The sequence below is a fragment of the Sporosarcina sp. AD_1 genome (genome assembly GCF_057373025.1).
On record NZ_JBPVIR010000001.1, the window covers coordinates 118,113 to 130,238 of the forward strand.

General features: G+C 44.9%; 11 protein-coding genes. 1 reads left to right on the forward strand and 10 read right to left on the reverse strand.

Annotated features, from left to right (window positions below):
* Positions 1 to 173: 173 nt before the first annotated feature.
* Together rpsU and deoC are read right to left on the reverse strand one after the other, a co-directional pair.
* Positions 174 to 347, reverse strand: coding sequence for a 30S ribosomal protein S21 (gene rpsU, locus ACSW3C_RS00615; protein WP_076757758.1), 174 nt, complete (start codon positions 345 to 347; stop codon positions 174 to 176).
* Positions 348 to 581: 234 nt separating this feature from the next.
* Positions 582 to 1,256, reverse strand: a complete 675-nt coding sequence (deoC, locus tag ACSW3C_RS00620) for a deoxyribose-phosphate aldolase (RefSeq protein ID WP_486560311.1) — start codon at positions 1,254 to 1,256, stop codon at positions 582 to 584.
* Between the two features lie 876 nt (positions 1,257 to 2,132).
* On the opposite strand from deoC, the gene ACSW3C_RS00625 reads away from it, so the two are divergent.
* Complete coding sequence (locus ACSW3C_RS00625) at positions 2,133 to 2,501, forward strand: DUF4181 domain-containing protein (RefSeq protein WP_486560312.1); 369 nt, start codon at positions 2,133 to 2,135, stop codon at positions 2,499 to 2,501.
* Positions 2,502 to 2,918: 417 nt separating this feature from the next.
* Here ACSW3C_RS00625 and mtaB read toward each other — a convergent pair whose 3' ends face one another.
* The 8 genes from mtaB to hemW form a co-directional block, all read right to left on the reverse strand.
* Positions 2,919 to 4,259, reverse strand: coding sequence for a tRNA (N(6)-L-threonylcarbamoyladenosine(37)-C(2))-methylthiotransferase MtaB (gene mtaB / locus ACSW3C_RS00630; protein WP_486560313.1), 1,341 nt, complete (start codon positions 4,257 to 4,259; stop codon positions 2,919 to 2,921).
* A 16-nt stretch (positions 4,260 to 4,275) separates the two neighbouring features.
* The gene (locus ACSW3C_RS00635) at positions 4,276 to 5,019 is read right to left on the reverse strand and encodes a 16S rRNA (uracil(1498)-N(3))-methyltransferase (RefSeq protein WP_486560314.1); all 744 of its coding nucleotides are present in this window, start codon (positions 5,017 to 5,019) and stop codon (positions 4,276 to 4,278) included.
* A 4-nt stretch (positions 5,020 to 5,023) separates the two neighbouring features.
* The gene (gene prmA, locus ACSW3C_RS00640; protein ID WP_486560315.1) at positions 5,024 to 5,968 is read right to left on the reverse strand and encodes a 50S ribosomal protein L11 methyltransferase; all 945 of its coding nucleotides are present in this window, start codon (positions 5,966 to 5,968) and stop codon (positions 5,024 to 5,026) included.
* A gap of 15 nt (positions 5,969 to 5,983) precedes the next feature.
* Positions 5,984 to 7,105: a molecular chaperone DnaJ gene (gene dnaJ / locus ACSW3C_RS00645; protein ID WP_486560316.1), complete on the reverse strand. Its 1,122-nt coding sequence runs from the start codon at positions 7,103 to 7,105 to the stop codon at positions 5,984 to 5,986.
* 205 nt (positions 7,106 to 7,310) lie between these two features.
* Positions 7,311 to 9,137 (reverse strand): molecular chaperone DnaK, encoded by a 1,827-nt coding sequence (dnaK, locus tag ACSW3C_RS00650; protein WP_486560317.1) that lies wholly within the window; start codon positions 9,135 to 9,137, stop codon positions 7,311 to 7,313.
* 63 nt (positions 9,138 to 9,200) lie between these two features.
* Positions 9,201 to 9,797 (reverse strand): nucleotide exchange factor GrpE, encoded by a 597-nt coding sequence (gene grpE, locus ACSW3C_RS00655; RefSeq protein WP_486560318.1) that lies wholly within the window; start codon positions 9,795 to 9,797, stop codon positions 9,201 to 9,203.
* On the reverse strand, positions 9,797 to 10,849 hold the full coding sequence (gene hrcA / locus ACSW3C_RS00660; RefSeq protein WP_486560319.1) for a heat-inducible transcriptional repressor HrcA: 1,053 nt from the start codon (positions 10,847 to 10,849) through the stop codon (positions 9,797 to 9,799). Before hrcA ends, grpE begins: the two co-directional genes overlap by 1 nt.
* Before the next feature lie 94 nt (positions 10,850 to 10,943).
* Positions 10,944 to 12,077, reverse strand: a complete 1,134-nt coding sequence (gene hemW, locus ACSW3C_RS00665) for a radical SAM family heme chaperone HemW (RefSeq protein WP_486560320.1) — start codon at positions 12,075 to 12,077, stop codon at positions 10,944 to 10,946.
* Between the last annotated feature and the right edge of the window lie 49 nt (positions 12,078 to 12,126).

The following is a 12,126-nucleotide window of genomic DNA, read 5'->3' on the forward strand; positions in this document are numbered from 1 at the left end:
CTCTCCTCACTCCTTTCACTACTTCCATTATACCTCTTCTACGTCACAACATGACCGGAAGTTTCATTTCAATAAAATAAATTATGAGAAAAGACACAAATAAACCGGAACATCCAAAAGGACATTCCGGTTTACGTATAGATTCAAAGTTTCAATAGTAAGTCAAGGTAGTATTAGTATTTACGCTTACGAGCAGCTTCGGATTTTTTCTTCCGCTTTACGCTTGGTTTCTCGTAATATTCACGCTTTCTTACCTCTTGTATAGTTCCACTTTTGGATACCGTACGTTTGAAGCGGCGAAGAGCATCTTCAAGCGATTCATTTTTACGAACGACAGTTTTCGTCATATCTCTTGTCCCTCCCTCCGAGCACACTTCGACACAAGGCAGTTGTCCTTGTACTAAAAAAGTATATCGCACAATTAGAATATGGTCAATAAAAAACTTTCCATTTCCTTCGGCAAAATTTAAAAGATTTTAAGTAAGAAAACGCCGAAAGCTTGAAGGCTTGTTCACATTACTTATTTTCATTATTAAAATGATCAGTTGAATGCGACAGAATTTATAAAATGTTGAGCCTGCTCAGTAATCGCTGTCAGATTTCAATCCGTTCATGATTTGCACGCCTGAGCTCGCACCGATCCGTGTAGCCCCTGCATCGATCATTTGCTTCATATCCTCGTAGCTGCGGACTCCTCCAGAAGCCTTCACACCCATTTCAGGTCCAACGACGCCGCGCATCAGCTTGATATCTTCAGCTGTTGCCCCGCCTGTCGAGAAGCCTGTCGATGTTTTAACAAAGTCTGCACCTGCTGCAACGGATAGCTCGCATGCTTTCCGTTTTTCATTGTCTGTCAGTAGAGAAGTCTCAATAATTACTTTAACGATCGCTTTCCCCTTCGCCGCTTCCACGACAGACTCGATATCTTGGCGAACCTGTCCGTCATCACCGCTTTTTAAAGCGCCGATATTGATAACCATGTCGATCTCCTGAGCGCCTTTTTGAATAGCATCTGTCGTTTCAAACGCTTTCACTTCGGAAGTGCTCGCTCCAAGCGGAAAGCCGATGACCGTACAGACTTTGACATCTGAGCCCTTCAATAATTCGGCTGCTGTTTCGACCCAAGTCGGATTGACACATACCGAAGCAAAGGAGTATTGCTTTGCTTCTTCACAAAGCGTAACAATTTGATCCTTCGTTGTGTCAGCCTTCAATAATGTGTGATCTATATAAGCAGCATAATTTGTCGTATTCAAATTGAATACCTCCCTTAAGTAATGCATAGCCCTTTCACTATAGCAAACAACGCATCCGCTTGCACGTGAAAAACTGTTTTACCCCTTAGTGTATATACAGTCAAGAATAACGTTAGATAAATTCGTATTAAAGAATGGAAACAAAATGTTCATATTACTAACTTAGTGATATGTGACAAGTTGATTTCCATTCCGAACGGACGCTTTCCGCGGGCACGGCTTCAGACGCTTCCTTCGCTCTGCTCCGTGCAGGGTCTTCAGCACGTGCTGTTCCCGCTGGAGTCGCCGTTCTCCACTCCAATCAACAGATATTCTACTTACAAGATATTTTATGGAATACCAAGGAGAGCTCCTTTATTTGCTCAAGCGTAAAGAAGTGTTTAAAGACAGAGAGTGTAATCGTAGACTCCTATGCGAATAACTTGAGTAGAAGACACCACAGGATAAGACGTTACGAAGAACGGCTTTCGCTACAAAAAGCAAAGCGTTTGAAGCAAATCAAACCCTTCTCTCTGTAATTTGCTCAAGACATGACCGTGGAAAGCCCTTCAATACACGTAAAAGGACTTCCAGTCGCATTTTGGGAAACTATTCGCATATGAATTAGTGTCCCTGTCTTTGTTGTTATATCAATGTTTGGACTGTTTCTCCAAAAGAATTCGCACTATATTTGGTAAATTAAACGTTTGTAAAACGGCTGAATGAGATGGTTACCGTAAAAACAACTTATTTTGGTATATGTGAATATTTCGAAAGGAAGAAGAGGTTTGCGTGTTAAAATAGATTATGAGTAGTAAAATTATACAACCAACGGAACAGGTTGAAGAACAAAAATAAGTAAGGGGAATTCCCACTATCGGTGGAGGGAGAGTGTGCATGCTTAAAATCTATATTTTTAGCGTAACATTATTGATTATTAATTCCATTTTAACAAAGTTCATAAGAAACAAATACAACATTATTGACCCGCAAAGGGTTAGATATGTGAGCAATACCCACCAGTGGGTAGAAATACCATTAATGGTGTTAGGGGTCATTTTCATTGTTCTTTTTTGGATTATTGAGCGTTCAGTATTGTTCTATTTAGCAATCGCTATTTTTGCCGTTGTATCTCTATTCCGTGCTTTTGAGGAATATAAACACGAACGAGAAGAAAAAGAATATTTTATTACTTTAATACATTTCGGAATCTGGAGCATATTCATGGGTGTTTTACTGCTTTATTATATCAGTACATTCGACTAACAGTGCTGATTGAAGAGTTTAATGGTAAGTATTTCTAACTGTTCGCGTTGATTCATCTGATTCTTCGTCATCATATCCATCACCTCATCATTATTATGGAGACTCTGTTGATTGGAGCGGAGGCTGGCGACTCCTGCGGGAACAGCGCGAGCTGAAGACCCTGGACGAAGCGCAGCGAAGGAAGCGGCTGAAGCCGTGCCCGCGGAAAGCGTCCAGCCGTAGCGGAAATCAACTTTTTCTATTATTACTTCCATTGTGAAAGAAAAAGACTGTAGGCAAACTCTGTGATTTCTCTAGTTTGTCTACAGTCTGTGCACAGTCACAAATGAACTGTGCGTTTTTATTTTGTTTTATATGTTGTAGGCAAACACCGGCCGTTCTTGGTGTTCGTCTACAGCATGACTGTTTATTCAACTATCAAACAAGAGCTTCTTCGGTGTCGATGACCCGGATGAATTGCCCTTCGTTGTATGGATAGCCTGCTTTCGCAATTTTCACTTTGACGATTTTCCCAACCATTGATTCATCTGCAGGGAAGACAACTTTTAAATAGTTATCCGTATACCCTTCGTATAAACCGCTGGCCGGGTCAAGTTTGTAGATTTCCTCTGGAATGACTTCCAATACTTCGCCTTCGAATTCCGAAGCATATTCCTTCGCCAATTGATCGTTCAGTTCTATGAGGCGGTGAACTCGCTCATTCTTTACCTCTTCATCAATTTGGTCTTCCATCCGTGCAGCTGGAGTGCCTGTCCGTTTGGAATAAGGGAATACATGCAGTTCAGAGAATCGATTTTCCCGGATAAAATTGTACGTCTCCATGAATTCTTCTTCGGTTTCGCCAGGGAAGCCGACAATAACGTCCGACGTGATTGCCAAATGCGGCAATGCCTCGCGCAGACGATCTAGCCGCTCCGCAAAGAACTCCATTGTATATTTCCGTCTCATCCGCTTCAATACCGTGTTGGAACCGGATTGGATCGGGATATGGAGGTGACGGACAATGATAGACGATTCTTTTAGGACTTGAATGACTTCATCCGTCAACTGGCTCGCTTCGATCGAGCTGATCCGGAGGCGTTTCAAGCCTTTTACTTGCGTTTCCAAATCACGCAGCAGCCGGGCCAGATTGTACTCCTTCAGATCCTCCCCATAACCGCCTGTGTGGATACCTGTCAAAACGATTTCCAAATATCCCGCATCCACCAATTGCTGTGCCTGGCGGATGACTTCTTCCGGATCTCTGGATCTCATGAGACCACGAGCCCAAGGAATAATACAGAATGTGCAGAAGTTATTGCAGCCTTCCTGTATTTTCAGTGAGGCGCGGGTCCGGTCTGTGAAAGCCGGTACATCGAGTTCTTCGTATACCCGGTTTTTCATGATATTGCGAACAGCATTGATCGGCTGGCGCTCAACACGGTATTCATCAATTAACCCCAAGAGCTTTGTGCGGTCTTGCGTACCGACTACAATGTCGACGCCAGGGATGGCCATAATTTCAGCCGGAGATGTTTGAGCATAGCAGCCTGTTACACAGATGACTGCATCCGGGTTCTTCCGGATCGCGCGCCGGATGACTTGCCGGCTCTTTTTATCCCCTGTATTTGTTACTGTACAAGTATTAATGACATATACATCAGCATTTTTTTCGAAATCGGTTCTTTCGTATCCAGCTTCTTTGAACAGTTGCCAGATTGCTTCCGTTTCGTAATGATTGACTTTGCAGCCTAATGTATGGAAAGCGACTGAAGACATCAGCTGCTCACCTCTTTCATTCAAATTCGTAAGACATGGCGGACAATACATATAACGGTGCTGTCTCCGTCCGCAAAATGCGCGGGCCGAGTGAAACGGATAGGAAACCCGCACTCTTTAGCAATTCCGCTTCTTTTCTTGATATTCCGCCTTCCGGACCAAAAACAACAAGTACCGATTGTTTATGATACACGTTTTTCAAGCGGTCTGCAATCCTATTGGGCTCATTGCTTTTGGCATCTTCCTCATCTGAAACAAGTAACACATCGTAGTGGGATGCCTCAGCAACCAAATTTTTAAAGGTGACGGGTTCTTTCACTTCCGGGATGACCGTCCGGTGGCATTGCTCTGCCGCTTCTTTTGCGATTTTCTGAAGCCGCTCCACTTTTTTGCCGCCTTTTTTCGCATCCCACTTGACGATGGACCGTTCGGCTTCGAATGGCAGAAGTGCTATCATCCCGAGCTCCGTTCCTTTTTGGACGATATAATCAAGCTTATCCCCCTTAGGCAAGCCACAAGCGATTGTGACGGCAACGGGCATTTCCCGATTCGGAAGAAGGCTGTCTGGATTGCGTCTTATCCGCACACTTTCAGGAGTTATCTCCAATATGCTCGAAACATAGGCTTCGTTTTCAGAAACAGCAATGATCGAATCTCCAGCAGACATACGCATGACGCGGCTAATATGTTTCGCGTCTTCCCCTTCAATCCATGACTCGTCGTTCTGGTCAAATGGAGTAGTTAAAAAATACCGCTGCACTCTGTCACTCGCCTTTCTTCCGGGCAATGATCGCAACCCAGTCTTCCATCAGGACGGTTTCCACGATCTCAAACCCCTTGTCGACGAGATCATCCCGTACCAGATCTCTCTTTTGGGCGATAATGCCGGAAACAATGAAAAGACCATCATTTGGCAATAAAGAATACGCATCTCCTGTAAATGTCAGGATGACCTCCGCCAGAATGTTGGCAACGATAATATCCGCAGGCTCTTTAACTGTATCCAGCAGATTGCCGTGAGCGACTTCCACAACATCGGACACATGATTCAATTCGATGTTTTCTTTGGCTGCCTGAACCGCCACTACATCCAAATCAAGGGCGTGAACATGCGATGCGCCTAGCATCGCAGCCCCGATGGCTAACACGCCGGAACCGGTTCCGACATCAACAACTTTGCAGCCTTTGGTTACATATTTCTCCAATGCTTGCAGGCAAAGGACTGTTGTCGGATGAGTCCCTGTACCGAATGCCATACCCGGGTCCAACTCTATGATCAGTTCATCCGTTTCAACAGGTTCATATTCTTCCCACGTCGGGACTATCGTGAATCGATTTGAGATTTTGACTGGATGATAATACTTTTTCCATGCAGTTGCCCAGTCCTCTTCATCCACTTCATTTGTTTGAATGGTGTTGTCGCCAATGTCGATGCCGAACTGCCTTAAATTCTCGATGGATTCCTTTATTTCTCCAACTGTTTCAATCAAGAAACTATTTACAGGCAAATAGGCTTTTACGATGACACCTTCAGCCGGAAAATCCTCTCGATTCAAGTCATAGATTTCGCCAAAACGGTTTTCGTGGACTCGATCTGGTTCATTTGAATCCTCGATAACCACACCGCTTGCCCCGGCTTCGTGCAGAATATTAGCAACCGCTTCAGTTGCCTCATGTGTCGTATGGATGGAAATCTCTGACCATTTCAACTTCGTTCAACCCTTTCAATCGCCTTTTATTGTCCGCTTGATTTTATCAAAAAGTGAGCTCGAATACTCGTCTGGGGAATTGCCGTCAATTGAAGCGAACTCACGCATCAATTCTTTTTGTTTTTCAGTCATCTTTTTAGGCGTGACAACTTTCACGATGACGTGCTGATCTCCCGTACCATGTCCGTGGACATTTTTGACACCTTTGCCACGCAGACGGAAATTAGTCCCCGTTTGTGTGCCAGCTGGAATTTTCAATTTCACGTTACCGTGAATGGTTGGCACTTCTATATCATCGCCTAATGCCACTTGAGGGAATGTTAGCGGAAGCTCCAAGTAAATGTCATCCTCTTCTCGGACAAATTTATCATGTGGCTTCACACGGAAAACAATATAGAGATCTCCAGCTGGCCCTCCGTTTACTCCTGCCTCGCCCTGTCCAGATACACGAAGCCGCTGTCCATCATCCACGCCAGCAGGAATGGTCACTTTGATTTTCTTCCGTTTTGTCACACGGCCTGAACCATGGCAAGTTTCACATTTCTCAGGAATGATCTTTCCTGTCCCTTGACAGTGTGTACATGTCCTCCGGTTCACCATTTGGCCGAGCGGCGTGTTTTGGGTGACAGAAATCTGCCCTGATCCTCCACAGTGCGTACACGTTTTTACTGAAGTACCTTTTTTCGCCCCTGTGCCGTGACATGTTTCACATTCTTCCTCACGCGGCAATTCGACTTCTGTCTCTTTCCCGAATACAGCTTCCATGAAATCGATTGTCATGGTGTATTGCAAATCATCGCCTTTGCGAGGTGCATTCGGGTCACGCCGTCTTGTGCTGCCGCCAAAGAATGTGCTGAAGATGTCCTCGAAGCCGAAGCCATCTGCTCCTCCACCGCCGAAGCCGCCAAAACCTTGGTTTGGATCCGCATGGCCGAATTGGTCATATTGCGCCCGTTTTGTATCATCGCTCAGCGTTTCGAAAGCTTCTGTCACTTCTTTGAACTTTTCTTCGGCTCCCGCCTCTTTATTTAAATCCGGATGGTATTGCTTTGAAAGTTTTCGATACGCTTTCCGGATCTCTTCTTTTGTTGCAGATTTAGAAACACCCAATACTTCATAATAATCTCTCTTACTCATCATTCCACTCTCCCACATATCTTTGTCATGCCGAATATACGAATTAATTATATGCTTCTTGAATAGTACATCGTCCGACGAATTCCCTATATTGTACCATGCAAAGATGTTATCCGTTACCCTAAAGCGAATGGTTTCCGTATGCTAACAAACGAAAAAGTCAAAGCCGGAAGCTCGGACTTTGACTTTCCCGTCATCTATCATCTCAATTTTTCTTGTCGTCATCCACTTCTTCGAAATCCGCATCGACGACACCGTCATCCTGCGGTTGGCCAGCTGCCTCTGCGCCGCCTTGCGCTTGTGCCGCTTGCTCATAAAGCTTGACGGATAACTGTTGGACCAATTCTTCCAACTGTTGTTTCTTCGTACGGATCTCATCGAGATTGCCGCTTTCAACTGCTTTTTTCAACTCGTCCTTCGCTTCTTCAGCTTTTTTCACTTCGTCCTCGGCTACTTTTCCTTCCAAGTCTTTCAGTGTTTTTTCTGCCATGAATACGAGTTGATCTGCTTCGTTCTTCAAGTCGACCTCTTCTTTGCGGCGTTTGTCTTCTTCCGCATTCGCTTCCGCGTCTTTCACCATCCGTTCGATTTCCTCATCGGATAGGCCAGAGCTGGATTGAATTGTAATATTTTGTTCTTTTTGCGTACCTAGGTCTTTTGCTTTTACCGTAACGATACCGTTTTTATCGATATCAAACGTCACTTCGATTTGCGGAATGCCGCGTGGTGCCGGTGGAATATCCGTCAATTGGAAACGGCCAAGTGTTTTATTGTCTGCAGCCATAGGACGCTCCCCTTGAAGCACGTGAATGTCAACAGCCGGCTGGTTGTCAGCAGCAGTAGAGAATACTTGTGATTTGCTTGTCGGGATTGTCGTATTGCGGTCGATCAATTTCGTGAACACGCCGCCCATTGTTTCGATTCCGAGTGACAATGGCGTTACATCCAAAAGGACGACATCCTTTACATCACCTCTGATGATAGAACCTTGGACTGCAGCTCCCATTGCAACCACTTCGTCTGGGTTAACGCCTTTGAATGGCTCTTTACCTGTTTCTTTCTTGATCGCTTCTTGTACCGCAGGGATACGAGTAGAACCGCCGACAAGGATAACACGGTCGATTTCAGATGGCGAAAGGCCGGCATCTTTCATCGCTTGACGAGTCGGAACCATGGAACGTTCTACTAGATGTGCAGTCAACTCATCGAATTTCGCACGTGACAAGGATAGTTCCAAGTGAAGCGGACCAGCTTCTCCCGCAGTAATGAAAGGCAATGAGATTTGCGTGTTTGTTACGCCAGAAAGATCTTTTTTCGCTTTTTCAGCTGCATCTTTCAAACGTTGCATTGCCATTTTGTCTTTGGAAAGATCGATTCCATTATCTTTACGGAACTCTTGTACAAGATAGTCAATGATGACGTCGTCGAAGTCATCTCCACCAAGCTTGTTATCTCCTGCTGTCGAACGAACTTGGAATACGCCGTCTCCAAGTTCAAGGATGGACACGTCGAATGTACCGCCACCAAGGTCATAAACGAGGATCGTTTCGTCTTCCTCTGTTTTATCAAGACCGTAAGCAAGCGCCGCAGCAGTCGGCTCGTTGATGATACGCTCTACTTCTAGCCCTGCGATGGTACCCGCGTCTTTTGTTGCTTGACGCTGTGCATCATTGAAGTAAGCCGGTACAGTGATGACTGCCTTCGTGACTTTTTCACCGAGATAATCCTCAGCATACCCTTTCAAATATTGAAGGATCATAGCTGATACTTCTTGTGGTGTGTAGTCCTTGCCTTCCGCATGCTCTTTATAGTCAGTTCCCATATGGCGCTTTACAGACATGATCGTATTCGGGTTGGTGATCGATTGGCGCTTTGCCACTTCCCCTACTTGGCGTTCTCCGTTTTTGAACGCAACAACCGATGGAGTCGTGCGATTGCCTTCGGGATTCGGAATGACTTTCGCTTCGCCACCTTCGTATACTGCTACTACAGAGTTTGTAGTTCCTAAGTCAATACCAATGATTTTGCTCATAATCAAATTCCTCCTAAAATAATCCGACATTGCGATAGTGTAATGAACTCTAAATTTCTTATGTTATTCGTTCACTTGGACCATAGAGGGCCGCAGAACGCGATCTTTCAACATATACCCTTTTTGGAGTTCCTGAAGCACGATTCCGGATGCTTTCTCCTCATCGTTTCCAGTCATGACAGCTTGATGGAAATTCGGGTCGAACTCTTGATCCGCAGCCTGTATTTCCTCTAGCCCCTCTGCTTTCAGAGCATCCAGCAGATTCCGATAGATCATGTCCATTCCCGTCATAAGAGACTGTGTCTCTTCCGATTTCACTTCGATATTAAGAGCTCTTTCAAAATTATCGAGAACAGGCAGAAGATTCGTCATCAAGCTTTGAGCCCGGTACTTTTGCAGAGACTCTTTGTCCAAGTTCGCCCGTCTTTTAAAGTTTTCAAAGTCAGCAAGCAAGCGAAGCTGCTTATTTTCTTCCTCTTCCAGCTTGGACGTCAGCTCTTCGATGATTGCTTCCTTTTCGTCTTTCTCTTCCACTGGCGCTTCGCTAACTTCAGGTGACTCTAAATCTTGGTCAGCTTGCGTTTCTTGAGCTATTTCGTTTTCAATTGAAGCGGCGGCCTGCTCATCAGCCAGAACCTCTTCCTTCTTTTCTTCGTTCATCATCCATTCCTCCTATCCGATCCGCCGCCAATCATCAGATTCGCAAGCGCTATAGACAAATCACCGCTCACTATATCGAGCAGCGTGATTACCCTGCTGTAATCCATCCGTTTAGGACCTACGATGGCAATTGCGCCTTCCACATTATCGCCAGCAGAATAGTTGGCCGTGATGACACTGCAATCGCCCATCGCATCATGATTGTTCTCAGATCCGATTCGGACATGGATCCCTTTAGTCTCGTCTTGGAAGAACGCGAGTGCAGGAGCTCCATTTTCCATCAGCTCAAAGAACATTTTCATCTTGTCGATGTCATGGAATTCAGGCTGCTTCAGCATGTTCATTTTGCCGCCGAAGAACAGGCGCTCCTCAGGCTTTATGGCCGTCGCTTTTTGGAAAGAAGCGAACAATTCGCCAGCTTTATTGATATGCTGCTCCAGTACGGATTTCGCCGCTGATGCGAGCTTCATCTGCAAATGCATGAGCGGAGTTCCTGTCAACCGTTCGTTCAATATATTGACCATCTTCTCGATGTCGGATGCGGTTAAACCCTCCGGCACATCGAAAACCCGGTTTTCCACATGGCCACTATCTGTGACGATGATCGCAACCGCTTTGGTTTCGTCCAACGGAACTATGGAAAACCGTTTCACGGAATGCGTCGTTACATCAGGCCCGAGTAAAATAGCCGTGTAATTGGTCAATTCAGATAGGATGACCGCAGAATTGCGGATCAATTCCTCTGTTTCCAACACACGATTTTGAAAGATAGAACGGAGTTGAATACTATCTTCCACATTCAATTTTTCCGGTTGCAACAGATGATCGACGTAAAACCGATACCCTTTTTCAGATGGCACTCGGCCGGACGAAGTATGGGTTTTTTCCAAATAGCCCAGTTCTTCCAAATCCGCCATGTCGTTACGGATGGTAGCCGGACTGAAAGGAGCTTCGGGTTTTTTTGATAACTGCCTTGATCCGACAGGTTGTGCGGATTCGATGAAATCGTTAACCGTCAGTTGCAAGATTAGCAATTGCCTGTTTGTCAACATGTTCATCACTCCTGTTAGCACTCTTTAAATGCGAGTGCTAATTCTACTCATAATTTAACAAATCTCTTCTAACGTGTCAACGAATTGGCATTCTTCATTTCAAAAAACGCTGAAACACTTCGTTTCCTCTGTAAATACCTAGCTGTGACAATTTATAAGTACTTTTTTCGCGGGTAAGTAAACCTTCCTCTATCAGCTTTCCAAGTTCCATTCCGTACACATCTTCCAAGCGCTTCCCGAATTTCTTTTGAAAAGCATCTTCCGAAACACCAGTCATCATCCGGAGTCCTAAAAACATCTCTTCTTCCATCGCTTCGCGAACAGTTACTTGATGGGATTCTAACAATGGCCGCTGTCCAGCATCCACTTTTTCCATATATTTTTTCAACGGTCCAATATTGGCATAACGGCTGCCTGCTAAAAAGCCATGTGCACCCGCCCCGACTCCCGCATATTCATCGTTTTGCCAATAAATCATATTATGGATGGATTCTTGGCCAGGCATTGCAAAATTGCTTATTTCATATTGCTTTCTTTCAGCCTGTTTCATGCGTTCCATTAGCATGCCAAACATTTCTGCTTCCAGGTCTTCCCCTGGCAATGGTAGTTTTCCCTTGTTCATCAAATTATAAAATACGGTTTTCGGTTCAATGATAAGCGAGTAACCAGAGTAATGGGGAAGGTCGATCGAGAGGGCGCGGTCCAATGTATGTTCCCACTGCTGAATCGTTTGTCCAGGCAGACCGTAGATCAAGTCAATGCTGATATTTTCAAAACCGACTTTTCTCGCCTTATCAATCACCTTCTCTGCATCATGCGATCCATGAGTCCGGCCTATTTTTCGAAGCAATTCATCGTCAAAGGATTGAACGCCGATGCTGAGACGCGTTACACCGCCTTCCTTTAACACTCTTAACTTTTCTTCTGTCAATTCATCTGGGTTTGCTTCTGTCGAAAATTCACTTAAGTTTTCCACGTCTATATACGTACGGATGATCTCCAATAAACGTTTCAATTGCCTCTCGGATAATGCGGTCGGAGTCCCTCCACCAAGGAAGACCGTTTCCGCCTGATCAAAAGAGGCACCTTCCCGTTTCAAAATCGACAGCTCGTTTCCAATCGATTCTATGTATTCATCAACCGGCTGGTTGTTAAAAAAGACTTTATTAAAATCACAGTAATGGCAAATCTGATGACAAAACGGAATATGAATATAGATTCCCCTCATCGAACTGCCTCCTTTCATGGCAAGCCTTTCGGCTGTTGCGCTCCTCATT

Excerpts from the sequence above, each read along its gene's own strand:
- hemW (WP_486560320.1), bottom strand. The coding sequence starts at position 12,077 with ATGAGGGGAATCTATATTCATATTCCGTTTTGTCATCAGATTTGCCAT.
- grpE (WP_486560318.1), bottom strand. The coding sequence starts at position 9,797 with ATGAACGAAGAAAAGAAGGAAGAGGTTCTGGCTGATGAGCAGGCCGCC.
- dnaK (WP_486560317.1), bottom strand. The coding sequence starts at position 9,137 with ATGAGCAAAATCATTGGTATTGACTTAGGAACTACAAACTCTGTAGTA.
- hrcA (WP_486560319.1), bottom strand. The coding sequence starts at position 10,849 with ATGTTGACAAACAGGCAATTGCTAATCTTGCAACTGACGGTTAACGAT.
- mtaB (WP_486560313.1), bottom strand. The coding sequence starts at position 4,259 with ATGTCTTCAGTCGCTTTCCATACATTAGGCTGCAAAGTCAATCATTAC.
- rpsU (WP_076757758.1), bottom strand. The coding sequence starts at position 347 with ATGACGAAAACTGTCGTTCGTAAAAATGAATCGCTTGAAGATGCTCTT.
- dnaJ (WP_486560316.1), bottom strand. The coding sequence starts at position 7,105 with ATGAGTAAGAGAGATTATTATGAAGTATTGGGTGTTTCTAAATCTGCA.
- ACSW3C_RS00625 (WP_486560312.1), top strand. The coding sequence starts at position 2,133 with ATGCTTAAAATCTATATTTTTAGCGTAACATTATTGATTATTAATTCC.